A 23,039-nucleotide genomic window follows, 5' to 3' on the forward strand; every position below is an offset into this window, starting at 1 on the left:
GCTCACCACCCGTGGCCGCCCCTACAGGCCCCGGTCGAACGGCAGATCCAGCATCCGGATCGCGTTCCCACGGAGCAGCTTGTACGCCACGTCCTTGGGGAGGTGGCCGACGTGATCCTCGGCCACCGCCTTCGTGTGCGGCCACGTCGAGTCGACGTGCGGATAGTCGGTCTCGAAGGTGGCGTTGTCGACGCCCACCGTCTCGATCGAGGCGATACCGTGCTTGTCCCGGAAGAAGCAGCAGTAGATCTGCCGGTAGTAGTAGGACGACGGAGGCTCCGGGATGAGGTCCTTGACCCCGCCCCAGGCCCGGTGCTCCTCCCAGACGTCGTCGGCGCGCTCCAGGGCGTACGGGATCCATCCCATCTGCCCCTCGCTGTACGCGAGTGTGAGGCGCGGGAACTTCACCAGGACGCCGGAGAAGAGGAAGTCCATCATCGATGCCATGGCGTTGTTGAAGCTCAGGGACGCCTGAACGGCCGGGGGCGCGTCGGGTGACGCCGCCGGCATCTGCGACGACGAACCGATGTGCATGTTCACCACCGTCCCGGTCTCCTCGCACGCCGCGAAGAACGGGTCCCAGTGACCGGAGTGGATCGACGGCAGCCCGAGGTGCGTCGGGATCTCGCTGAAGGTCACCGCTCGCACCCCGCGGGCGGCGTTGCGCTTGATCTCGGCGACGGCGAGGTCCACGTCCCAGAGCGGGATGAGACACAGCGGGATCAGCCTGCCGCGGCTGTCACCGCACCACTCCTCCACCATCCAGTCGTTGTACGCCCGGACGCAGGCGAGCCCCACCTCCTTGTCCTTGGCCTCGGAGAAGGTCTGCCCGCAGAAGCGCGGGAACGTCGGGAAGCAGAGGGAGGCCTCGACATGGTTGACGTCCATGTCCGCCAGCCGGGCCTTCGGGTCCCAGCAGCCGCGGCGCATCTGCTCACGCGTGATGCCGTCGAGCGTCATCTCGTCCCGCGAGAAGCCCACAGCGGCGATGATCCGCTTGTACGGGAAGATCTCCCCCTCGTACTCCCACCAGTCGGTGACCTGCCCTTCCGGGTCCGTCGTGAACCTGTACTTGCCGCCGATGTACTCGAGCTCGCCGATACCTGCGGTGAAGGGCTTCGGGCCCCGGTCGCGGTACTTGCTCGGGAGCCACTTCTCGAAGAGGTGCGCGGGTTCGATCACGTGGTCGTCCACGCTGATGACGCGGGGGAGCTCTGTGGCTCCGACCTCGTTGTTCTCCACTGCCATGCCCCCTACTACCTGCCGATTGCCCCTGTCCGTATCTGACGATCCATCAGATTCAGGTTATGGGCTCACACCGATGACGGCAACGGCCCGCCGGAAACCGGACCCCTTGCGCGATCGGGCGGAACCCGCTGAACTGACGTACCGTCAGGTGCGGCCGAGGAGGACGACCGATGCGGACGATGTGGCTCAGCGGCGCCGAGTGGATCGCCGTGCTGAGGATCGGCCTCGGCCTGTGGTGGCTGGAGAGCTGGCGCCACAAGGACAAGAAGACGTGGTTCACCGGAGGCGGCATCGGCTGGGCGGTGGGCATCGCCGAGAAGCACCGCTGGCAGTTCGTCCGCTCCGGCTTCGACCTGGCGGTGAGACCCCGGCCACGGCTGATGGCCTACATCGTGGCCTACGCGGAGCTGGCGCTCGGCCTGGGTCTCGTCCTCGGCGCGCTCACACCGATCGCGCTCGTCGGCGGCCTGATGCTCAACCTGGTCTACTTCGTGCTGATGATCCACGACTGGGCCGAGCAGGGCCAGAACCTGATGATGGCTCTCATCTCCGTCGTCGTTCTCTTCGCGGTGGGCTGGCAGGTGTGGTCGTTGGACGACGTGTTCGGGCTGTTCCAGCCGGGAGCACGCCCGTGAGCGGCGACGATCGCGCTGCGGCGTGCACACCGGCTCTGGTCAGTTGCACGGCACCGTGCCACCCTGCCCGGCACATCCGCGGTCCACCGGTGTGGACGTCGTCGGACGAGGGCGGGGTGGCACGCTCCGTCGCTCCGCGCGGGCATGGAGGTGCCGGTGAACGAGCACGAGCACGGTGAGGGGGAGGCAGCCGCGGCTGCCCTGCGGCCGGGCCACGCGGCCCGGGCCGGGAGCGCGGCGGCGCTCAGCCGCTACGTCGAGCGGCGCGGGTCCGGGGAGCACGCCGACGCCGTCTGGAGATCCGCTCACGCGGCGCGTGTCGCGGCGCAGGCGCTTGCCGTCCTCTCGGAGAGCGCGCCCGACACGGCCGCGGATTCCCGCTGCGCACGGAACGCTGCGGCTTCGGCCGCGCGGGCCTCTCAGACGGCGCAGCTCGTCGACGACGCCGCGGGGACCGCAGTGGCCGCCTGCCAGGCAGTGCTCAAGGCCTCGCCGGCCGCCGGCGCGAAACACGTCGGCACCGACGAGCGCCTGAACGCGGAGGCCGACGCCGCGGAGAGGGCTGCCGTCGCAGCGGCCGAGCGTGCCGGATGGATCCGCCCCGGGGAAACCGTGCCGGCCGTCTCCACCGGCACCCGCAGCCCCGAGATGATGACGATGCTCCACCTCTGATGCCGGCACAGCGGTGCCCCGGGCCCCTCCCGCTGGGAGAGCGGGGCCAGGGCCGCGAGCAACGGTTGCGACGTCGACGAGGACGGCACCTGCTGCGACGAGGACGACTGACCGATCCGGTGGACGGCGTGACGGCCACGTCGCTGTCCGGGACGTCGGCTTCCACGCCGTCAGGTCCCTCGACGGCATCGACCGGATCGAAGCCGCCCTCGATGAGCGCCACGGCGCCGGCGCGCTGAAGTGGGCTCTCCCCGGAGAGCGCTCCGGGGACGCGGGCACCCACGGTCACTGCGCATGGCCGGCATCCGATCCTGTCGGGCAACCCGGCTGACCGCGGGCAGTATCGCCATAGTGCGGACGCCGAACACTAAGCGAGGCTATGTTGCACGGGCCCAGGCGTCACCAGCGACGAAAGGCCTGCCGCCATGTCTCGTCTCAACCTCGCCCACCTCACCCTCACCGCCGCCCAGAACATCCAGACGGCCGACAAAGTCCGTCGTGACCCGGTGGTCGTCAAGGCGGCCAAGCAGTTCGCGGAGGACGGCGTCCAGGCTCTCCGCTCCGGCGGTGTGCTGGCACGTGAGGCTCGGTCCTCCTGGCGTCGCCACAGTCCGCTGGCCAAGAGGACCGGAACCGGTGAGTGACTTCAGCGCAGAGGCGATGGGGCTCGTGATCCGCGAGCACCGGCTGGCGCGGACTCCCTCCATGTCCCAGGAGGAGTTGGCCGAGCGGGCCGCTTACGGGAAGGGCGGCGCGGTCTCGATCTCCCGGATCGAGCGTGGGCTCGTGAGCCCCGGGGAGCACCGTCTGGCCGCCATCGCCCTCGCGCTCCGGCTGACACCCGCGCAACTCACGCAGGAGGCGGAGGACCGGACCGGTTCCCTCGCCCGTCAGCGGGGCCGGCGGCCGGTGAAGTTGCGGGACCAGGTCGCGGAGACGAAGAGGCGTCACGCCGAGATCACCGAGAAGGCGGCCGAGCGGTCGAGGATCACCCAGGAGGACGGGGAAGCCTTCAACCGTGTCCATGATGCCGCCCGCGACGAGTTCTTCCTGCGATTCGTGGAGCTGGCCGAGAGCATCGGCGAGGCGCCCGAGCCGGAGATGCCGGGCGAGGAGGAGATCGAGACCGCGGGCGAGATCCCTACCGCGATACGTGTCGAGGCCATGGCCGTCGGGATCGCCAACGCGATCCGCGGTGCCGCCGCCGGAGGCGCGGCGGGTGCGGCGGTCGGCGGCGCCGCGGCCTACGGCGCGTTCACGGCCGCCGCGCTGTTCGGGACCGCCTCCACGGGAGCAGCCATCTCCACGCTGTCCGGGGTGGCCGCGACCAACGCGACTCTGGCCCTCCTGGGAGGGGGCACTTTGGCCGCCGGCGGTGCGGGGATGGCCGGTGGGACCCTCCTGCTCACCGGCATGGTCGCCGCCCCGGTGGCAGCGCTGGCCGCCGCAGGTTTCTACGTCGTGAGGCAGCGTCGGAACAAGAAGGAGGAGGAGCGTCTCCGAACCGAGGTCGAAGCCGCGGAGGCGGCTCTGGACCAGTCGCAGCGGGGCTTCGACGCGATGATCGACGTACTGCATCGCGCCACGGAGATCATGGAGTACGTCAGCGTCCACGGCACCCACGCCCTCGAGAAGTGGAGGGTGAATCTGCCGCCGGAGCCCCGGCACTGGGCATCGCTCGGGCATGAGGGGCAGGAGCGGTACCGGGAGTTCCTGACCGTGGCCGGTTGCCTCCTCGCTGTGAGCAGCATCAACGTCAGCGCCCTCCTGACGGCACGGCCCGACGCCGTGCGTGAGATGGGCAGGACCATCGACGAGACGCTGCGGTACGCGGACAGGACCATCAAGTCGATCGTCTGAGCCCGATGGGGCGTGGTCATCGGCCGCTCATCGGACACGACGCGTGGCGCGGCGAGGCAGCAGGGGCAGGCGGCGGCGCGGCCCGGCCCCGGTCGGACATGGCGAAGGCCCTCACCCGGTGGGTGAGGGCCTCTGCCGGGGGGCCGGTGGCCCTGGGCGCGGGTCAGTGGTTCGGGCCCTGCTTGCCCTCGCGCCAGGCGTCGGTGCCCTTCGTGCCCCGGCGGTCGCCCTTCATGCCGCGGCGGCGGCTGTCCTTCGTGCCGTCGTCGAACTCGATCTGCTCCTTGCGGACGGTGCCGGTGACCTCCTCGGTCTCCGTGACCCGCTCGGTCTCCAGGTGGACGCGCTCCACCGGCACGGACTCCTTGCTCACCACCGCGTGCTCGGCGTGGAGGGTCACCTCCGTCTCCGCCTCGCCGATGTTGGCGCGCGAGCGGTCGCCCTCGCGGATCGGCTCGCGGACGACGCGGACCTCCTCGTGCGTGACCGGCACGGACGTCGTGACGTCCTCGTTCACCACCGTCTTGCGGAGGTGGGCGTGGCCGACCTCTTCCTCCTCGGTGCCGACCCGCAGCCGCTCCTCGGAGCGGATCATGTCCTGCGCCCTGTCGTCGCGCTCCTTGCCGCGCATGGCGTACTCGCGGCCACCGGCGGCTCCGGCCATCGGGCGCTCGCCCGCGGCCATGCCGGTGCCCGTACCGGCGGCCGTACCGGCGGCGCCCATGCCCGTGCCCGTACCGGTGCCAGTGGTGCCCATGCCGGGGCGGGACAGGCCGTAGTGCGCGTACAGCTCGTGCTCCTGACCGGGCTCCAGGTGCTGGTCGGCGTCGACTCGCGGCGCCTCCTTCACGGCCTCCTTGGTGCACGAGACGTGCAGGGCGTCCTGCTGGAGGCGCGCCCCGGACAGCGGCACGAAGCTCTCCTTCATACCGAAGAGGCCCGTCTTGACGGTCACCCACTCGGGGCGGCCGCTGCGGTCGTCGAGGTAGACCCGTTCGATGCTGCCTATCTTCTCGCCGGTCCGGTCATAGGCTGTCAGGCCCTTGAGCGCGTCAGGGTTGGTGAAGGCCTCGCCCTGCGTCATGGGTGATCACTCCCTTTGAGCATGCGACGGGCGAAATCCGATCCGCCACGGAACGACGCACGCCTCTTAAGGTCCATCGCGCGCCGCCCCGGCCCGCCCCGCAAGGCGGGGAGTCACGGAGCGTGCGGGGAACGGCTCGCCCGCGTTCTCCGCCCCGGCAACCGAGGCGATCGAGCCGGTCACAGCGGTTTCGGCCCCGAGGGTCCGAACGGGTGAACACTTGGGGTTTGCATCCATGGGCCACCGGCCGTCGGGACTCCGCCCGTCAGGACTCCGGCCGCCGGCCCTGCAGCGCCCTGGCCACGCGGGGCCCCAGCCGCTGCTTCAGCCAGCGGAGGGAGTTGAGTCGGCCGACCGTCTGGTCCAGGTGGTAGTAGATCTGCGGCGGCACATAGGGCAGCAGCGGCGAGTGGCGCTGGCCGAGGAGCGCGAACATCCGCTCCGGGGGCATGCCGATGTAGCGGGGCAGGTTCTCGTACCACTGGGCGCTGTGCCGGGCCGCGCTCTGCACCGCGAGCAGGGCGTGCTTGCGGCGGCGCTCGTAGCGCGCGAGGGCGTCGGGCAGCTCCCTCGGGCCCACGCCCCTCAGCTCCCCCGCCAGGCACGCGGCGTCGCGGAGCGCCAGCGTGGTGCCCGCGCCGATGGAGTAGTGCGTGGTGTGGGCGGCGTCGCCGATCAGCGTCAGGTTGCCGTGGGACCAGGTGGCGTTGGTGACCGTCGGGAACGCCTGCCACTGCGCGTGGCCCTCGATGTCGTCGCGGCCGAGCAGCCCGTGGCCGTCCAGTGGCTCGGCGAACAGCTTCTCCAGCAGCCGCAGGGCGTCGGTGTGGGCGATCCGGTCGAAGCCCAGGCCGGTCCAGGTGGCCGCCGAGCACTCCACCACGCAGGTGCTGTGCCCGCCGCTGTACCCGTACGCGTAACACCAGATCCAGCCGTGTTCGGTCTCCACGAACGCGAAGGTGAAGGCCGTGAAGACGCGGGTCGTGCCGAGCCAGATGAAGCGGTTGGCGCCGGTGGTCACCCGGGTGCCGAAGTGCTCCGCGTGCGCCGTGCGGAGCCTGCTGTGCGCGCCGTCGCCCGCGACGACCAGGTCCGCGTCCGGCAGGTCGCCGCGACCGCCGATCTCGGTGCCGAACGCCAGGCGCACGCCGAGGGAGCGGGCCCGGTCCGCGAGGATCGTCCGCATCTCGTGGCGTCCGATGGCATGGCCCAGATCGCCGTCGTGCGCGGTGGTCCTGTCGCCGACGTGGGCGAAGCCGCCGCGCCAGCTCACGCACCGCTCGGCGATGACCGCGGCCGACTCGGGGTCGTGCGCCCGCAGCTCCTCCAGGAGGTCCGGCCAGAAGGTCACGCCCCAGCCGTGGCTTGCGCCCTCGGCGTGCCGCTCATGGACGGTGACCTCGTGGGCCGGGTCCTTGAGCTTCGCCAGGATGGCCAGATACAGGGATGCGGGGCCTCCGCCGACGCAATCGATCTTCACGGGGACTCCTGTCGCCGAGGGAAGCGGAACGGTGACATAAAGTAGCCGCCCGTGGCGTCTCCGCCGCCCAGGGCGCGGCAGTGTCGCCGCACGTCACCCCACCGCCGCTCACCGAAAGTGATCGGCATGCGATCTTGGGTGAGATGTGTGCACCATCACTCTGTCTCGGGTTACGTCGATCACGAGGAGACCGGACGTGTCGGCTCACCTCACCAGGCCGCTCCTGATCTTCGCGCTGGCCCTGGTCCCCCCGCTGGGGATCGTGTCCGCGGCGGCCACGCCGACGGGGCCCTCCCCGGCGGTGACCACCACCTCCGAGAGCAGCAAGTCCGCAAGGGACGCCTCCGTACGGGATGCCTCCGTCCACGACACCTCTGTGCGGGACGCCTCCGTCGGGAGTTCGCCCGCCTGCGACTGGCGGTACGGCAGCTCGTGCGTCGTCGGCGGGCGCATGTGACACCGCGCGGGGCGAGCGGCGCCGAACCACCACGCGACGTCCCTCTCCTCCACGCGACCACTCTGCGTGCCATCTCATCTGCGAAATGTCCTTGTTCATGGCGGTCGCGGCACTCCTTGCCGTGACTTCACGTTGACGCGGGGCGTTAACGAGGGTGCGGCTGCGCGTAGGCAGCCGCGCTCACCAAGTCAAAGGAGAACGTGATGTCTCGCATCGCGAAGGTCACCGCCGCCACCCTCGGTACCAGTGCCGTCGTACTCGGTGGCGCGGGCATGGCCATGGCGGACGCGGACGCGAAGGGCGCTGCCGTCGGTTCCCCCGGCGCCATCTCGGGCAACGTCGTGCAGGTTCCGGTCCACGCCCCGATCAACCTCTGCGGCAACACCGTCAACGTCGTCGGCCTGCTGAACCCCGCCTTCGGCAACGAGTGCACGAACGTCAGCAAGCACGAGCACGGCCACGGCGGCTACGGCCGCTGAGTGCCCCCGGGCCGCCCCGAGCGGCCCGCCGGCCCGCCGGCCCTCGGTGAGCGGTCCACCGGCCCCCGGTGAACGGCCCGCCGGGGGCTACCCCCCGTACCGGTAGTGCGCGCGGTGGTCGAGGAGGTCGTCCGGGCGCACGTCCCACGGCGGCATCCGCTCGTGGCGCGCGACGACGCGGCGGTACTGGGACGAGCCGGCGCCCGGCGGCTCCGCGGGCAGGTAGGGGGCCGAGCGGGGATGGCGGCGGCGCCAGCGGTCCCACAGCAGGTCGACGAAGGCGTGGTTCAGCCAGAAGACCGGGTCGTTGACGGAGGCCCCGCCGAGCATGTGCCCGCCGACCCAGCGGTGGACCCGGTTGTGGTTGCGCCACCGCGCGTCGCCCCGCGCCGACGTCCAGCCCTCCAGCCGGTTGCGGAAACCCGCGCGTGCCGTGGAGTCGTAGGGCGGGACGTCGTAGCGCGGGTCCGCCATCGCGTCGGCCACCTCCCGCGCGGTCGGCAGGGCGATGGGGGCGCGCGGACGCCCCAGGTCGCGAGTGAGGAAGTCCCCGTCGGTGACGCCCACCTTGATGACCCAGTGGCCGCTCCCCCGGGCGAACGGCCCCGTCGTGACCCGGCGGTCCGGCCCCCGTCCCGTGCCGCCCATCAGGTCGTCGCCCCACAGGGACGCCGCCGGGGTCCGGTCCTTCGTCCAGTCCCAGTACGGGACGGTCACGCCCGCGTCGATCCGCTGGAGCGCCCGCTCGAAGTCCAGCAGGAAGCGGCGGTGCCACGGGAAGAACGAGGGGGCCATGTGCGCGACCCGCAGGCGGCTCTCGCCGTCCGAGACGTAGAAGTCGAGGTGCGTGCGCACGAAGGCGTCGTACTCACCCCGGCGCTTCAGCTTCAGCACCGCGTCGACGAACCTGCGCCGCTCGGCCTTGGTCAGCCTGCTCTGGTTCTTGCGCGTGGGGGCCATGTCCGTCCGTTCCGCGTTCCGGGGTGGGCCGCCGGACTCAGTGGTGCCGGCCGCTCAGGGTTTGCAGGGGGCCGATCTCGTCCACGGCGCCTCGTGCGGCGGCCAGCGGGGTGTCGTACGACTGGTAGTGGTCGACCATGCTGAGGAAGCTGCCGTCGGCGCGGCGCATGAGGCCCAGCGGACGGCCGTCCACGGTGATCCGCCAGCTCTCCGGCGTACGTCCCTCGCGCACGGCCACCGGCTCCCCCTGGATGCGGCGGCCCCGGTACATCTCGTCGAAGCCGGCGGGCGGGCCGTCCGGCACCTCGGCCGGGGCCTGCGCCGGGGCCGGACTCTGTTCGCGCGTGACCCAGGGCGTCCGCATGATCTCGGCGGCGGCGAGCAGGGCCGAGGCCGCGACGCCGAGGAGGTGACGGCGCGTCACCCGGTCGACGAGCCGTTCCGGCTCACCGTGCGTGCCCCACGGCCGGCTCACCCCGCCGTTCCGCTCGTCCAGAAGTCCCACCAGCGCGTGAGGACGAGCATGCCGATGACGCTCATGTGCAGGGCGGGCGGGACCCAGGCGCATTCCGCGACGACGGTACGCAGCCCCCGGGGCGCGGGGAGGAATCCGCGCCGGACGTTGTGCGCCGTCACGGACCAGAACATGAGGATGGTCGCGGCCCAGGCCAGGCAGCACCACAGGCAGAGCGCGTTGACGCGGTAGAGCGACTGGAACTGGAGCCAGGTGCAGAAGGCGACGCCGAAGAGCATGCCCGCGTTGAGCGCCAGCCAGTACCAGCGGGGGAAGCGGGCGCCCGCCAGCACGCTCGCGCCCACGCCGGCCACGACGGCGTAGGCGACGAGGCCGAGGAGCGGGTTGGGGAACCCGAAGACCGCCGCCTGCTCGCTCCGCATGATGCTGCCGCAGGCCACGACCGGGTTGAGGCTGCACCCCGGCCGGAAGTCCGGGTCTTCGAGCAGCTTGAACTTGTCGAGCGTGATGGCCCACGCCGCGAGCAGCCCCGCCGCCCCGGTGACCACGAGCAGCACGCCGAACCACCGGCCGGGCCCCTCGGCGGGCGGCGCCGGGGCCGGGCCGCGCCCGCCCGCGGACTGCGCCGGCAGCCGGAGCGGCAGTTCCGTGGCGCTCATCGGCCGGGGCCGGGCGTCGGCGGCGGGCGGTGCGCGGCGTCGCGGGGGCCGCCGGAAGTCGTGGTCGTGGTCATGGGGGAGACCGTATAGACGCCCGGCGGCGCGACCGGCTCCGTTGTCACCCGGGTGGCGGAGCCGCGGGCAGCCATCACACGATGGGGTCACACCGGTGGGGCTCAGGACGGCTCCGGGTCGAACTGGTGGCCGTACGGGACGCCTTGACCGCCCGTGCGCACGCCGGAGGGCCGGCCCGTCGAAGGGAGCCGGCCCTCTGTGTTCCCGGGGGGGCTGCGCGAGGCGCGGCTACTTGCCGGCGGGGAGGCCGCCGATGAGCTTGCCGGGGCCTTCGGAGCTCAGGCCCCTGACGACGCCCTTGACCGTGTTGGCCACGGAGTCGCTGTTCTTGGGGTTGAGCATGTTCGTGCCCACCGGGGTGGCGGCCTCCAGGCCCTTGCTCGCGAGGTCGTCGAGGCCGCCGTTCGGGCCGGAGGGCGCCTGGGCGCCGGCGAACGCGGGCACGGCGGCGGAACCCGCGATGGCGAGGGAACCGGCAAGGACGGCGGCAGCCTTCATGGCCTTCATCTTGTTCCTTTCTCTGGCAACGCGTGTCGCCCGGTGGACGTGCCGCCCTGGCGTCGATCGCCCGGACGTGTCACTTCACCTGTCGTGTCACTTCGTAAGGAACCAACGAGCACGGGCCGGTACGGAAACCCCTGGACCGGGAACTTCCCGCGGACCCGCGCGCATGAAGGCCGCCCGCCGTCCGCCGCTCAGGTCGCGGGCGTCTGCTGCGGTCCGGCGGCCGGGGCCGCAGCGGGCGCCGGGGCCGGCTGGGCCGCGCCGCCGAGGCCGCCGAGCACGCCCTGGAGCAGCCCCGTGACGAGCGAGCGCCCCTCCCTGACGACGCCGGTGGCGTCACCGGTCGTGGTGGCCTTGAGCATGTTGTCGACCGTCTTCTGCAGGGCGGGGAGGCTGCCCGCCGGGGGCTCGGGGGCCCTGGCGGCCGGGGCGGCGGCCGGAGCGGCGGGCTGCCTGGCGGACACCTTCCGGGCCTCCGTCCGTACGGCCTGGGCGTGCTTCGCGGCCTCCGCGGCGGAGAGCCTGTACCCCTCGGCCTCCAGCACCGCCACCAGCAGGTCGGCGGCCGGGGTGATGACACCGCCGGCGTCCTGCAGCCGCTTCGCCTCGGCCAGCATGGCCTTCGGCGTCATGACGGGTGCGCGGGGCGCGGTCCTGGTCTCCTCGCGGGAAGCGGAGTCCGCGGAGGCGAGCGCGGGGCCGGCCGTGCCGAGGAGCAGCGTCGCGCACAGGGTGGTGGTCGCGATACGCCGTACGGGCAGAGCGCGCATAGGTCACAGCCTTTCGGTGATACGTCGGATCTTGCGATCACCGTGCGAGCGGTGCGGGCCCACCGCAACCGAGCGGTCCACCCGGCCCGGCGCTCCACCGGGCGTCCGGGAGCATCAGCGCAGGTGGGGACGAGATTTGACGGACGGTCGGATAATTTCCTGACGCCACTCCATTCGGGGCACGGGCCCCCGGCGACTGCTCCGAACGCGGGAACGGCCGCCCCCGCCTCCGCGGGGACGGCCGTTCTCCGGGCGGTGTGTCAGTGGTTGACGCACTTGTTGCCGAACGCGGGGTTCAGCAGGCCGACGATGTTCACGGTGTTGCCGCAGACGTTCACGGGGACGTTGACCGGCACCTGTACGACGTTGCCGGAGACCACGCCGGGTGAGTTGGAGGCGGTGCCCTTCGCGTCGGCGTCCGCGGAGGCGGCACCCGCCGATCCGGCCACAGCGGCGGCGGCGACGGCGGAGAAGGCGAGGACCTTGGTGGTACGGGACATGGGGTGCTGCTCCTTGGCAAAGGTGTGACGCACGGGCGGAATGCCCGTGTACGGGAAATCAACTGCCGATCCGGACGCCGAGTTGTGCACCCAGAAGAGTGATGTGTGCCGTGCGCCCCGCTGACGGCGAGGGCACCGGCCGACGCCGCGACCGGCGGCCCGCTGGGCGCACCGGATACGTGTGCCGTTCCCATCGACCCCGCCCCACCACGCATTTCACCGATCCGACACACGCGCCGGGATCGGCGGAGCTACTCCTCCACCGAGCTACAGTTGCGCATCGCATTGGGATATTTCAGTCATATACGTAAGATCCCGGCATTCCTTGCAGATGCCTTATCTCCGCTGTGGTTCAGAGCTCTTCACGTCGGAAGGCCAACGCCGTCATGCGTCACTCCCCGGGCCCGCGGATCCTGCACGTCAGCCGGCCCGTCGAGGGCGGTGTGGCCCAGGTGGTCACCGACCTGGCCCGCGCCCAGGCCGCGACGGGCGCCGACGTCCACGTGGCCTGCCCCGACGAGGGCATGCTGCCCCGGGTCTGGGACACCGCCGACGGCGGCGTACGCGGCCATCCGTGGACGGCGTCGCGCTCCCCCGGCCCACAACTCGCCGCAGAGGTACGGGACCTGGCCCGCGTCATCGCCCGCGTGCGGCCGGCGCTCGTGCACGCCCACAGCGCCAAGGCGGGCCTCGCCGCGCGCCTCGCCCTGCGCGGGCGCGTCCCGACCGTCTTCCAGCCGCACGCCTGGTCCTTCGAGGCGGTCGGCGGCGTCACCGCGCCCCTGACCCGCTGCTGGGAGCGGCGCGCCGCCCGCTGGACGGACCGCATCGTCTGCGTCAGCGAGGCCGAGTGGATCACCGGCCGCAGGGCGGGCGTCACGGGTGCGTACACGGTGATCCCCAACGGCGTCGATGTCGCCCGCTTCGCCCCCGGCCGCCGGTCCGAGGCCCGTCGCCGGCTGCTGCCCGACTCCTTCGCGCGGGCCCCCCTCGTGGTGTGCGTGGGCCGGCTGTGCCGGCAGAAGGGGCAGGACGTCCTGCTCCGCGCCTGGGCCGCCGTCGCCGAAGCGCTGCCCGGGGCCCGGCTCGTCCTCGTCGGCGACGGCCCCGACGCCGCCGGGCTGCGGGACCTGGCGGACACGACCGTGACGTTCGCGGGGGCGACGGACGACACCGCCTGCTGGTACCGGGCGGCCGACGTGGTCGTCCTGCCCTCCCGCTGGGAGGGCATGGCCCTGGCCCCGCTGGAGGCCATGGCCTGCGGCCGTCCCGTGGTGGTCACCGACGTGGACGGAGCCAGGGAGAGCCTTCCCCCGGCCGACCGCGCGCACGCCCTCGTACCGCCCAGCGACCCGGCGACGCTGGCACGGGCGCTGCTCGCCCTGCTGCGGGACGGCCCGCTGCGGGCCGAACTCGGGCGGCGGGGCCGCCGCCATGTCCTCGATCACCACGACGCCCGGCGGACCGCGTCGGCGATCGACGCGGTGTACCGGGAGCTGCTGGGCCCGGCGCCCACCACGTACCCGGCGACCGCCAAGTACAGGGAGTGCACGACCACGTGAGTGCCGAACGAACCGTCGCCTCCTCCGCGGGACAGCCGCGGCAGGACACGTACCCCCCGGCCGGACCCCTCGTCGTGGCGCCCCGCGGCGCCCTCTGCCCGCGCGCCGGCGCCCCGGCGAGGGGGCCCGCGCGGGGGCGGCGCACGGCCGCCGCCCTGGTCACCGTGGACGCCGCCGCCGCGCTGCTCGGCATGTTCCTGCTGGCCGATCCCCGCCGCATCGCCGTGCTCGCCCCCCTGCTCGTCGTCGGCGTCCTCGCCCTGAACGCCCGGGGCCGCCTGTACGCGTACACCGCCGTGCCCGCCACGCTGGACGAGGTGCCCTCGCTCTGCGGCCGGGTCGCGCTCGGCTGGGCCCTCGTCGCGGCGCTCGCGCCCGCCCTGCCCGCGCACATGCCGCAGCTCGCCCCACGCACGCTGCTCATGATGGCCGCCACGCAGTGCCTGATCGGCGTCTGCGGACGCGCCCTGGTCCACCGGTGGCTGCGGGCCCGCGCCCTGCGAAGACCACGGCCGGTCCTGGTGCTCGGCTCCGGCGGGCAGGCCCAGGCCGTGGCCGCGGCCCTGCTGCGGCGGCCCCGCTGCGGGCTGCGCCCCGTCGGCGTCGTGGACGAGGCGGCGGAGCAGCGGCCCGCCGACGAGGACGGCGCCGAGCCGTCCGCCGCGCCCGGACTGCCGGTGCTGCGCACGGAGGACGAACTGCACCGGGCCGTCATCCAGAACGACGTGCGCGCCGTCCTGCTGCTCGCGGGCCACGGCGGACCCGCCGACCGGCTGTCCGCCCTGCGCGGCCTCGGCTGCGACCTCTGGGAGATCGACCCGCGCGGCCCCGGCCTCGCCTCGCCCGGGGAGAGCGCCCGCGCCTACGTGGCGGGGTTCCGCTGCCGGCCGCTGCTGCCCGCCGGGGGCCGGGGGACCGGCCTCGGCAAGCGGCTCCTCGACTTCGCGGTCTCCGGCGTCCTGCTGCTCCTCGCCGCGCCCGCGCTGCTCGCCTGCGCGCTGATCCTGCGGACCACGGAGGGGCCCGGCGTCATCTTCCGGCAGGAACGCGTCGGCAAGGACGGACGCCTCTTCACCCTGCTGAAGTTCCGCACCCACCGGCCCGCCGACCCGCAGGAGGCGGCCACGCGGTGGAGCGTCGCGGACGAGCGCCGGATGAGCGCGTTCTGCCGCTTCCTGCGCAGCAGCTCCCTCGACGAGCTGCCGCAGCTGTGGAACGTGCTGCGCGGCGACATGAGCCTGGTCGGGCCGCGCCCCGAACGGCCCTTTTTCGTGGCGCAGTTCAGCCAGTCCTACCCGCACTACGCGCAGCGCCACCGGATGCCGACCGGCATCACCGGGCTCGCCCAGATCCACGGTCTGCGCGGGGACACCTCCATCGAGGACCGCTGCCGCTTCGACAACGCCTACATCGACAGCTGGTCCTTCTGGCAGGACCTCTGCATCCTGCTGCGCACCCTCGGCTGCCTCGTGCGCCGTACGGGGAGCTGAGGCCCGTGACGCACGCCCCCTCCCCCGCCCTCGCCCGCGCCCGGCCGGCCGACGCCGCCCTGCGCGCGCTGCGGCGCGACGCCCCGGTCCTGCCGGTGGTGCTGCTCGTCGCGCTGCTCGCGCTGCCGGCCCCCGCCGGCGGCGAGCCTGCCGGGGGCGGCGGCACGGGCACCCTCGCCGACGCCGTCTCCGCCCTGGTGGTCGGCGGCTGCGCCGTCCACCTCGCCCGCACCGGCAGGCGCCCGCTGACCAGGACCGCCGCGGTGCTCCTCGGGCTGCCGGTCATCGGTGTCACCGTCGCCGCCTTCGGCGCCTCCTCGGCCGCGACCGGCGTCGCGGGCGCCGCGCGCTACCTCCAGATCTTCGTCCTCGTACCCGCGGCCGTGCTCATGCTGGTCCGTGACGCCCGTCAGTTCCGGATCGTCGCCTGGGCGCTGGTGGCGCTCGCCCTCTGGCAGGGCGCGATCGGCGTGCGCCAGAACCTCACGGGCACCGGCGCCTCGTACGCGGGCGAGGACATCCGTGCCGTCGGGACCTTCGGCTCCACGGACGTCATGGGGATGGCCACGGTCGTCTCCTACGGGCTCGTCTGCGCCCTCGCGCTCGCCTTCCGCCCGCACGCGCCGCGCCAGCGGTCGGCGGCCGTGACCTGCGCCGTCCTGCTGACCGTGCCGCTCGCCCTGTCGTTCAGCCGCGGCGCGTGGATCGCCACGGCGGCGGCCTGCACCGCGGTGCTGTTCCTCGCCGGGGCGCGCCGCGCGGGCCGCGTCCTGCTCGCCGGGGGCGCGGCGGCCGTGGTCCTGGTGGCCGGGCTCGGCGTCGGCTCGGCGCTGCTCCAGGAGCGGCTCGGCAGCATCACCCAGGTCACCGGCGCGCCCGACCAGTCGGTCGTCGACCGGTACACGATGTGGGCGGCGTCGGCCGACATGTGGCGCGAGCACCCGGTGACCGGCGTGGGGCTCAAGGGCTTCCCCGACCACCGTGACGGCCACGCCTCGCTGGCCCTGTCCTCCGCGAGCGACACCGCGGGCGCGGGCAGCGGCTTCGTCCGCCAGCCGCTGCTCTCCCCGCACAACATGTACCTGCTCGTCCTCGCCGAACAGGGCCTGCTCGGCCTGGCCGCGCTCGCCGGGGGCTGGGCCGCGCTCCTGGTCCTCGGCCTGCGCGCGTGGCACGGCGAGCGCGCCGGACGCGGCGGCTCCCGCCCGGACTGCGCGCTGCTCGCCTGCGGCCTGCTGGTCTGGCAGCTCGTCGACTTCGTCTACGCGGACATCGGCGGCCCCTCCACCGTCCTCACGGCGGTCATGCTCGGGATGGTGGCGTGGTGGTCGGTGGGCCCGCGCGAAGAGGCGGCCAGGGGATGACGACCGCCCCGCGGGTGGCGGCGGAGCCGGCGGACGACGCGGCGCGCCCGGCCGGACCGGTGACGGCCCCGCCCGACGGCCGCTCCCCGAGGACCGGCGGCTCCTTCCTCGCCAGAGCCGCGCTGGTGACCGCCGCGCTGTCCGTGGCCGGTTCGCTGCTCGGGCTCGTGCGGGACCAGGCGCTCGCGCACTTCTTCGGCGCGGGTACGGACACCGACGCCTTCCTCGTGGCGTGGACCCTGCCCGAGCTGGCCGCGACGCTGCTCATCGAGGACGGGCTCGCCTTCTTCCTCGTGCCGGCGTTCAGCCTCGCGCTGGCCCGCCGCGCGGCGGAACCGGACGCCGACCCCGTACGCGATCTCGTGCGGGCGTCGCTGCCGCGGATGTCCCTGTGGTTCGCCGGCGCCGCGCTGCTGCTCGTCGCGGCGGCGCCCGTCGTGGTGGAGCTGCTCGCGCCGGGGCTGCCCGATCCCGGGCTCGCCGTGGACTGCACACGGCTCACCGCCACCTGCGCCTTCACCTTCGGGCTCACCGGCTACTGCAGCGCCGCCCTGCGCGCGCACCAGCGGTTCGTGGCCCCGGCGACGGTGTACGTCGCCTACAACACCGCCATCATCGCCGCCCTGTTCCTGCTGGCCGCCCCCTTCGGCGTACGGGCGGCGGCGACCGGGGTCGCGGTGGGCGGCGCGCTCATGGTGCTCGTCCAGGCGCCCTCGCTCTGGCGGCAGCTGCGGCGGCCCGCGGACCCGGCGAAGGGCCCGGCGCAGGCCGCGGAGACGACGCTCCAGACCGCGCTCATCTGGAGCGTCCTCTTCTTCGCGCTGTGCCGTCAGTCGCAGGTCCTCGTCGAGCGGTTCCTCGCCTCGTCGCTGCCCGCGGGCGCCATCTCGCACCTGAACTACGCGCAGAAGGTCGCGCAGATGCCGATGGCGCTGTCCCTCATGCTCTGCACCGTCACCTTCCCCGTCGTCGCCCGCGCGCTCGCGGCCGGGGAGACCGAGCGGGCCAGGGACCGCGTGGAGCGCGACCTCGTCCTCGCGGGCTGCATGGTGCTCCTGGGCGCGGCGGCGGTCATCGCGAGTGCACCCGCCCTCATCGACCTGCTCTTCCACCGCGGCCACTTCACCGCGCGGGACACCGGGATCACGGCCTCCGTGATGCGCGTCTACGCCCTCGGCCTCCTCGGCCACACCATGGTCGGCGCGCTCGCCAGGGCCCACTTCTCCGCCGCGAGGAAGACCTGGGTCCCGCTCTACGCGATGTTCGTCGGCCTGGTCACCACCGCGGGCCTCGGCTTCCTGACCGTCGGCGCCTGGGGCGTCCACGCCATCGCCGCGGCCAACGCCGCCGGGATCTGCGTCACCGCCCTGCTCCTGTTCCGCGGCCTCGGCCCGCACACCGTGCCCGTCAGGACGAAGGCGGTGCTCGCGCGCCTCGCCCGGCTCACCGCGGCCGCCGCCGGCGCGACGGTGCTCGGCGCCCTCACCGAGGGGGCCGTCGGGCGGCCCGCCCTCGCCGTCCTGGCGAGCGGCGTGGTGGTCACCGTCTCCTTCGCCCTCCTCGGCCTGCTGCTCAAGGCACAGCCCTGGCCGTCCGCACTCCACTCAGTGACCCGTTCAGTGACCCGCTCAGTGACAGGAGAGCCGCGTCATGTCCGTTGACCTCACCCCGCCCACCCCGTCGGACACGGAACCCTTCCTGCGGCTGCGGACCCCCCGCACCCCGGCATGGGTGGCGATGTACCACTCCGTGGCCGACCCCACCGACGACCCGTACGAGATCACCGTCTCTCCCGACCGCCTCGACGCCCAGCTGCGCTGGATGCGGCGCCAGGGCCTGCGCGGCGTCTCGATGCGGCAGCTCACGGAGGCGTGCGCCCGGGGGCGGCAGCACAACCTCGTCGGCCTCACCTTCGACGACGGCTACCGCGACTTCGTCGACCACGCGCTGCCGCTGCTGCGCCGCCACGCGTGCACGGCCACCGTGTTCGCGCTGCCCGGCCGCATCGCCGGGGAGAACGCCTGGGACCCGCTCGGCCCCCGCAAGCCGCTCCTGGACGCCGACGGCATCCGGCACGCCGCCGCCGAGGGCATGGAGGTCGCCTCGCACGGCCTGACCCACACCGACCTGACCGCCGCCGACGACGCGACGCTGCGCCGCGAGGTCGCCGGGAGCCGGGTGGCGCTCGCCGACGTGACGGGGGAGGAACCCGCCGGGTTCTGCTACCCGTACGGGCACGTGGACGAGCGGGTGCTCCTGGCCGTGCGCGACGCCGGCTACCGCTACGCCTGCGCCATCGCCCCCGGGCCGCTCGCCGGGCCCCTCGCGCTGCCCCGCGTGCACATCGGCCAGGGCGACACCGCCTGGCGGCTGCGCCTGAAGCTGCGCACGAACCGGCTCAGGCACCGTGCGCTCGCCGGATCGGCGGTGACGGCGTGAAGGCCCTGCACATCATCACCGGGCTCGGGGTGGGCGGCGCGGAACAGCAACTGCGGCTGCTGCTGCGCCATCTGCCGACGGAGTGCGACGTCGTCACGCTGACCAACGCGGGCGCCGTCGCGCGCGGCATCGTGGCCGACGGCGCCCGCGTCACCGACCTCGGCATGGCGGGCAACCGCGACGTCACGGTGCTGCCCCGGCTCAGCGGCCTCATCAAGGCGGGCGGCTACGACGTCGTCCACACCCACCTCTACCGCGCCTGCCTCTACGGACGCGTCGCCGCCCGCCTGGCCGGGGTGCGCGCGGTGGTCGCCACGGAACACTCCCTGGGCGACTCGCAGATGGAGGGCAGGCCGCTGACCCGAGGGGTCCGCGCGCTGTACCTCGCGGGGGAACGGCTCGGGCGGATGACCGTGGCGGTCTCCCCCGCCGTCGGGCAGCGCCTCAGCAGCTGGGGGGTGCCGCGCCAGCGCATCCAGGTGGTGCCGAACGGCATCGACGTGGAGCGCTTCCGCTTCGACCCGGCCGCCCGCGTCCTGGTCCGCAAGCGCTTCGGCCTCCCCGAGTCGGCGTTCGTCGTCGGGGGCGTGGGCCGGCTCTCCCCCGGCAAGCGGTTCGACGTGCTGCTGCGCGCGGTGGCCCAACTGCCGCCCGACGTGGCCGTCCTGCTGGTGGGCAGCGGGCCCGAGGAGCCGGAGCTGCGGCGCCTCGCCCAGCGGCTCGGCCTCACCGACCGGGTGCGGTTCGCCGGTGAGGCGGGCCACGAGGAGGGCACCGCCGCCGACGGCGTGCCCGACCTGCCCTCGCTGCTCGCCGCCATGGACGCGCTGGCCTCGCCGTCCCCCGAGGAGGCCTTCGGACTCGCGCTCGTGGAGGGCCTGGCCAGCGGTCTGCCCGTCCTGTACTCGTCGTGCCCCGCCGTCGACGGCCTCCCCGAGGGCGTCACGGCCGACGCCACCCGCTGCCCGAGCGATCCGGACGCCTACGCCGGGGCCCTGCACGGCCTGCGCGGCGGCGTCCGCGTCCCCGCGCGCCGCCGGGCGCCGGCCGCGGCGGAGCACTACAGCATCACCCGCAGCGCCGGACAACTGATGCGTGTCTACACGTCGGTCGTCTCCGGCCCGACCCTGGAGGTGACCCCTCGATGAGCGACCCCGTGACCAAGCGCCCGCGGCTCGACGCCCTGCGCGCCCGCCTCGACCCCCTGCGCGCCCGCGCCGCCCGGCTGCCCCGCTGGACCGCCCTGCCGGCCTGCGCCCTCGTCGGCCTCCTCGCGGGCACCGGGTACGGCGTGCTGAAGACACCGCGGTACACGGCCACGAGTTACGTGCTCGCCGTGCCGCAGGGCAAGTCCGACCCGGCCACGGCGCTGGGCTACGCCCAGGCGTACGGCCGGGTGGCGAAGCAGCTCGCCGTGATCGGTGACGCCCAGGTGGCGGCGGGCATGTCGCCGACGGGGCTGCGGGACAGCATCCAGGTGGCCACCTCGCCCGACGCGCCGATGATCGCGATCTCCGCGTCGGCGGCCAGGCCGTCGACCGCCGCGATCACGGCCAACGCGGTGGCCCGCGCCCTGTCCACGGGCGCCAACCACTCCAAGGACAGCACCCAGGTCAAGCTGCTGCCGTTCTCCCGCGCCCTCGACCCGGCCGAGCCCTCCTCGCTCTCCCCCGGGGTGACCGCCCTGGTCGGCGGCTGCGCGGGCGGCCTGCTCGGCGGCCTCGCCCTCCTCGTACGCCCGCGCGCCCGCACGGAACCGGCTCCCGGCGCCTCCGTGCCAGGCCCCGCGTCCGTCCTGGCGAGGAGCGCCCCGTGACGGCCGCGCGGCACCGCGCCCCGGCGGTCCGGGTGTGCGTGGACGAGGCGGAGTTCGAGGCGCTCGCGGGGGCCTGGCGGCGGCTGTACCTGTCCTGTGCGGCGGCCACCCCGTTCCAGAGCCACGCCTGGCTCTCCTCCTGGTGGCGGTCCTACGGGCGGCCGGGGCGGCTGCGGGTGGTGCTGGTCGGCGACGGTGACCGGCTGATCGCCGCGGCCCCGCTGACGCGGACGCGCGGCCCGGTCCTGAGACCGCTCGGCGGTGCGATCTCCGACTTCACGGACGTGCTCATCGACGACGCCGAGCGCGAGGAGGGGGCGCGGGCGCTGGTGGCGGGGCTGCGCCGGCTCGCCGGGACCGCGCTGATCGACTTCGGCGAAGTGCGGCCCGGCGCCTGCCTGGAGAGCGTCTACGGGCTCTGGGAGGGACCGAAGCGGGCGCTCGCCGACTCGCCCTGCCTCGAACTGCCCCCGCTGCCCATGGACGAGCTGCTCACGCGTCTGCCGACGCCGCGCGCACAGCGCACCCGGGCCAAGATCCGCAAGCTGTCCGCGCTCGGCGTGGAGAGCCGCGTCGTGCCCGCCGACGAGGTCGAGACCTCCCTGCACACCCTGCTGCACCTGCACAGACTCCAGTGGGAGGGCAGGAAGGTGACCTCCGAGCACCTCCAGCCGCGCTTCCGCGAGCACCTGCTGCGCTCGATGCGGCCGATGGTCGCGGCCGGCGAGGCGGTGGTGACCGAGTTCCGCCTGGACGGCGAGGTCCTCGCCGCCGATCTGACCCTGCTCTCCGGCACGCTGGCCGGCGGCTACCTCTACGGCGCCCACCCCAGGCTCAGGGAGCGCAAGGTCGACGTGGCCACGATGCTCCTGGACGCGGCCACCCGGCATACCGGCGGCGAGCAGCGCCGCGCGCTGAGCCTGCTGCGCGGCAACGAGCCGTACAAGCACCACTGGCGCCCCGACCCGGTCACCAACCAGCGCTTCCTGCTCGCCCGCCACCGGACGGCCCCGCTGCTGGCCGCCGCGGCCGGGTACACGGCGGCCCGCGAGTGGGCGAAGCCGAAGCTGCGGGAGCTGCGGGAGCGGCGCGGTCAGTAGCGGCCCGCCCCGTTCCCCGTGTCGAACCGGACGCAGAACCTGCCGCCGAGCCAGCGTCCGGCCCACTGGCCGGCGCGGGTCGGGGAACACGCGGGCGGCTTCGCCGCTCCGGCCGGCTCGGCGGCGCCCCCGATCCCCGCGGACAGCAGGTCCCGGTACACCGCCGAGGCACTGGGATTGGTGGTGCACTGCCATACGCCGTGGGGGCAGTAGTCGGTGAGGGTGTTGTACAACGGCTTCTTTTCCTTCATCCATTCCAGCATGCCGCGCATGTATTCTTCGTTGTCACCGTTGCGGAAAAGACCCCATTCGGGATACGAGATGGGCTTGTTGTGGGCCGCCGCGAAGTCGACGTGGTCCTGGAGCCCATAGGGTTCCTTGACCTGCTCGTCGAACGGCATTCCGCGCGGCTGGTCGTACGAATCCATGCCGATGATGTCGACAACCTCGTCGCCGGGATAGCACTGCGTCCACGGAATGGCGTCACGCCCCCTGTTGGGCGTGAAGTCGAACTGAAACTTCTGTCCATGCACCGACCGCATTGTGGTGACGATCCTGTTCCAGTACCTCTTCCAGGACTCCGGGTCCGGGCCGCACCGATGCGTGTAGGTCGTGCCGTTCATCTCCCAGCCGAGCACGATCACCGTCTCGGGCACGCCCAGGTCGACCAGGCGCTGGGCGAGCACCCGGAAGTGCTCGTCGAAGTGGCCGGCGGCGCCCCTGCGCAGCAGCGCCGCGACCTCGGCGTCCTCGACGCCCTCCTCGTTCCGCTCCAGCATGGGCACGTTGAGCACGAAGAGCCGGTCGTCCTGCTTCTTGCGCCAGTCGGCCCATCCTTCGAGGAACTTCGGCGCGCCCGCGATGTTGCTCCAGCGGTCGCCGGGCAGATACGTGTGCCCGACCCGCAGCTCCATGCCGCCGAGCCACTCGCTCAGTTCGTCCATGCGCGCGACCCCGGCCGTCCCGTAGTCGAGATAGGCGCCGAAGGCGGGCGCCTTGACCGGCCCGGGGGCCTCCTTCGGGGGCTCGGGGGCCTCCTTCGGCGGTTCGGGGAGGAACGGCGGGGCGGGGTCGGGGGCCGAGGGCGCCGCCGAGGCGTCCCCCGGCGACAGCGGGAGCGCGGGCACGGGTGCGGGCGAGGGTGACGCCGAGGCCGCGCCCGGCGAGGCCGAGGGGCCGGGCGGCGGTCCGCCGTCCCGCGGGACGCCCGCCGCGCAGGCCGGCGCGGCGGCGATGACCATCGACACGGCAATTCCTCCGGCAAGGGAGGAAAACCGTTCTCCGCGTCGCGTGCGCCGTGGGGCCATGACCGCTCCTTAATCTTTTCGCGCTCACGTACTGACGTTCCGTCATATGTATTTCTTTTGCGCCAATCGAGCTTCTAATCCTGGGTTACGCCACCTCGCCCAC

24 protein-coding genes are annotated in these 23,039 nt (G+C 73.5%); 14 read left to right on the top strand and 10 right to left on the bottom strand.

The window, feature by feature from the left end; all coding sequences use genetic code 11:
• Positions 1-21 precede the first annotated feature (21 nt).
• Positions 22-1,248, bottom strand: a complete 1,227-nt coding sequence (locus DCW30_RS09945) for an amidohydrolase family protein (RefSeq protein ID WP_076685196.1) — start codon at positions 1,246-1,248, stop codon at positions 22-24.
• Between the two features lie 170 nt (positions 1,249-1,418).
• Here DCW30_RS09945 and DCW30_RS09950 point away from each other — a divergent pair, with 170 nt between their 5' ends.
• The 4 genes from DCW30_RS09950 (at position 1,419) to DCW30_RS09965 (ending at position 4,415) form a co-directional block, all read left to right on the top strand.
• Positions 1,419-1,883 carry a DoxX family membrane protein gene (locus DCW30_RS09950; RefSeq protein WP_076685197.1) on the top strand — a complete coding sequence of 155 codons (465 nt, stop codon included), beginning with the start codon at positions 1,419-1,421 and terminating at the stop codon, positions 1,881-1,883.
• A 156-nt stretch (positions 1,884-2,039) separates the two neighbouring features.
• Positions 2,040-2,555, top strand: coding sequence for a hypothetical protein (locus DCW30_RS36645; protein WP_162933569.1), 516 nt, complete (start codon positions 2,040-2,042; stop codon positions 2,553-2,555).
• A gap of 425 nt (positions 2,556-2,980) precedes the next feature.
• Complete coding sequence (locus DCW30_RS09960) at positions 2,981-3,199, top strand: hypothetical protein (protein WP_076685199.1); 219 nt, start codon at positions 2,981-2,983, stop codon at positions 3,197-3,199.
• Positions 3,192-4,415 carry a hypothetical protein gene (locus DCW30_RS09965; protein ID WP_232626783.1) on the top strand — a complete coding sequence of 408 codons (1,224 nt, stop codon included), beginning with the start codon at positions 3,192-3,194 and terminating at the stop codon, positions 4,413-4,415. Before DCW30_RS09960 ends, DCW30_RS09965 begins: the two co-directional genes overlap by 8 nt.
• Positions 4,416-4,578: 163 nt before the next feature.
• On the opposite strand, the gene DCW30_RS09970 is transcribed toward DCW30_RS09965, so the two are convergent.
• Both DCW30_RS09970 and DCW30_RS09975 read right to left on the bottom strand, forming a co-directional pair.
• Positions 4,579-5,499, bottom strand: coding sequence for a DUF2382 domain-containing protein (locus DCW30_RS09970; RefSeq protein WP_076685200.1), 921 nt, complete (start codon positions 5,497-5,499; stop codon positions 4,579-4,581).
• A gap of 265 nt (positions 5,500-5,764) precedes the next feature.
• On the bottom strand, positions 5,765-6,979 hold the full coding sequence (locus DCW30_RS09975) for an FAD-dependent monooxygenase (RefSeq protein ID WP_076685201.1): 1,215 nt from the start codon (positions 6,977-6,979) through the stop codon (positions 5,765-5,767).
• Between the two features lie 196 nt (positions 6,980-7,175).
• Between DCW30_RS09975 and DCW30_RS09980 the strand changes: the two genes are divergently transcribed.
• Complete coding sequence (locus DCW30_RS09980) at positions 7,176-7,436, top strand: hypothetical protein (protein ID WP_123985604.1); 261 nt, start codon at positions 7,176-7,178, stop codon at positions 7,434-7,436.
• A gap of 203 nt (positions 7,437-7,639) precedes the next feature.
• Positions 7,640-7,915: a chaplin gene (locus DCW30_RS09985; RefSeq protein ID WP_062774722.1), complete on the top strand. Its 276-nt coding sequence runs from the start codon at positions 7,640-7,642 to the stop codon at positions 7,913-7,915.
• Positions 7,916-8,002: 87 nt separating this feature from the next.
• Here the strand turns inward: DCW30_RS09985 and DCW30_RS09990 are convergent, their stop codons facing one another.
• From DCW30_RS09990 to DCW30_RS10015, 6 genes are all read right to left on the bottom strand, one after another.
• The gene (locus tag DCW30_RS09990; protein WP_076685203.1) at positions 8,003-8,875 is read right to left on the bottom strand and encodes a tyrosinase family protein; all 873 of its coding nucleotides are present in this window, start codon (positions 8,873-8,875) and stop codon (positions 8,003-8,005) included.
• A 37-nt stretch (positions 8,876-8,912) separates the two neighbouring features.
• The gene (locus DCW30_RS38105) at positions 8,913-9,350 is read right to left on the bottom strand and encodes a tyrosinase family oxidase copper chaperone (RefSeq protein ID WP_076685204.1); all 438 of its coding nucleotides are present in this window, start codon (positions 9,348-9,350) and stop codon (positions 8,913-8,915) included.
• Entirely contained in the window at positions 9,347-10,009 is a 663-nt protein-coding gene (locus DCW30_RS10000; protein WP_076685205.1) for a vitamin K epoxide reductase family protein, read from the bottom strand. Before DCW30_RS10000 ends, DCW30_RS38105 begins: the two co-directional genes overlap by 4 nt.
• A gap of 303 nt (positions 10,010-10,312) precedes the next feature.
• Positions 10,313-10,591, bottom strand: coding sequence for a hypothetical protein (locus DCW30_RS10005; protein WP_062774713.1), 279 nt, complete (start codon positions 10,589-10,591; stop codon positions 10,313-10,315).
• A 188-nt stretch (positions 10,592-10,779) separates the two neighbouring features.
• Positions 10,780-11,358, bottom strand: a complete 579-nt coding sequence (locus tag DCW30_RS10010) for a hypothetical protein (protein WP_062774710.1) — start codon at positions 11,356-11,358, stop codon at positions 10,780-10,782.
• Between the two features lie 260 nt (positions 11,359-11,618).
• The gene (locus DCW30_RS10015; protein ID WP_062774708.1) at positions 11,619-11,858 is read right to left on the bottom strand and encodes a chaplin; all 240 of its coding nucleotides are present in this window, start codon (positions 11,856-11,858) and stop codon (positions 11,619-11,621) included.
• A gap of 386 nt (positions 11,859-12,244) precedes the next feature.
• Here DCW30_RS10015 and DCW30_RS10020 point away from each other — a divergent pair, with 386 nt between their 5' ends.
• Genes DCW30_RS10020 through DCW30_RS10055 form a run of 8 tightly spaced genes read left to right on the top strand, consistent with a single transcriptional unit; the run spans position 12,245 to position 21,629 of the window.
• Positions 12,245-13,420, top strand: a complete 1,176-nt coding sequence (locus DCW30_RS10020) for a glycosyltransferase (RefSeq protein ID WP_076685206.1) — start codon at positions 12,245-12,247, stop codon at positions 13,418-13,420.
• Entirely contained in the window at positions 13,417-14,910 is a 1,494-nt protein-coding gene (locus DCW30_RS10025) for an exopolysaccharide biosynthesis polyprenyl glycosylphosphotransferase (RefSeq protein ID WP_076685207.1), read from the top strand. Before DCW30_RS10020 ends, DCW30_RS10025 begins: the two co-directional genes overlap by 4 nt.
• Positions 14,911-14,915: 5 nt before the next feature.
• A complete protein-coding gene (locus DCW30_RS10030; protein WP_076685208.1) occupies positions 14,916-16,274 on the top strand; it encodes an O-antigen ligase family protein in 1,359 nt (452 codons plus the stop codon).
• A complete protein-coding gene (gene murJ / locus DCW30_RS10035; RefSeq protein ID WP_076685209.1) occupies positions 16,271-17,935 on the top strand; it encodes a murein biosynthesis integral membrane protein MurJ in 1,665 nt (554 codons plus the stop codon). Before DCW30_RS10030 ends, murJ begins: the two co-directional genes overlap by 4 nt.
• Entirely contained in the window at positions 17,925-18,713 is a 789-nt protein-coding gene (locus DCW30_RS10040; RefSeq protein ID WP_079250048.1) for a polysaccharide deacetylase family protein, read from the top strand. The genes murJ and DCW30_RS10040 overlap by 11 nt, the downstream gene beginning before the upstream one ends.
• Positions 18,710-19,861 (top strand): glycosyltransferase, encoded by a 1,152-nt coding sequence (locus DCW30_RS10045; protein WP_103557447.1) that lies wholly within the window; start codon positions 18,710-18,712, stop codon positions 19,859-19,861. Before DCW30_RS10040 ends, DCW30_RS10045 begins: the two co-directional genes overlap by 4 nt.
• A complete protein-coding gene (locus tag DCW30_RS10050; protein WP_076685210.1) occupies positions 19,858-20,529 on the top strand; it encodes a YveK family protein in 672 nt (223 codons plus the stop codon). Before DCW30_RS10045 ends, DCW30_RS10050 begins: the two co-directional genes overlap by 4 nt.
• Complete coding sequence (locus DCW30_RS10055; protein WP_076685211.1) at positions 20,526-21,629, top strand: GNAT family N-acetyltransferase; 1,104 nt, start codon at positions 20,526-20,528, stop codon at positions 21,627-21,629. Before DCW30_RS10050 ends, DCW30_RS10055 begins: the two co-directional genes overlap by 4 nt.
• On the opposite strand, the gene DCW30_RS10060 is transcribed toward DCW30_RS10055, so the two are convergent.
• Entirely contained in the window at positions 21,623-22,936 is a 1,314-nt protein-coding gene (locus DCW30_RS10060) for a glycoside hydrolase family 26 protein (RefSeq protein ID WP_076685212.1), read from the bottom strand. The genes DCW30_RS10055 and DCW30_RS10060 overlap by 7 nt on opposite strands.
• Positions 22,937-23,039 lie beyond the last annotated feature (103 nt).

Source organism: Streptomyces alfalfae, assembly GCF_004127445.1.
Classification (GTDB): domain Bacteria; phylum Actinomycetota; class Actinomycetes; order Streptomycetales; family Streptomycetaceae; genus Streptomyces; species Streptomyces alfalfae.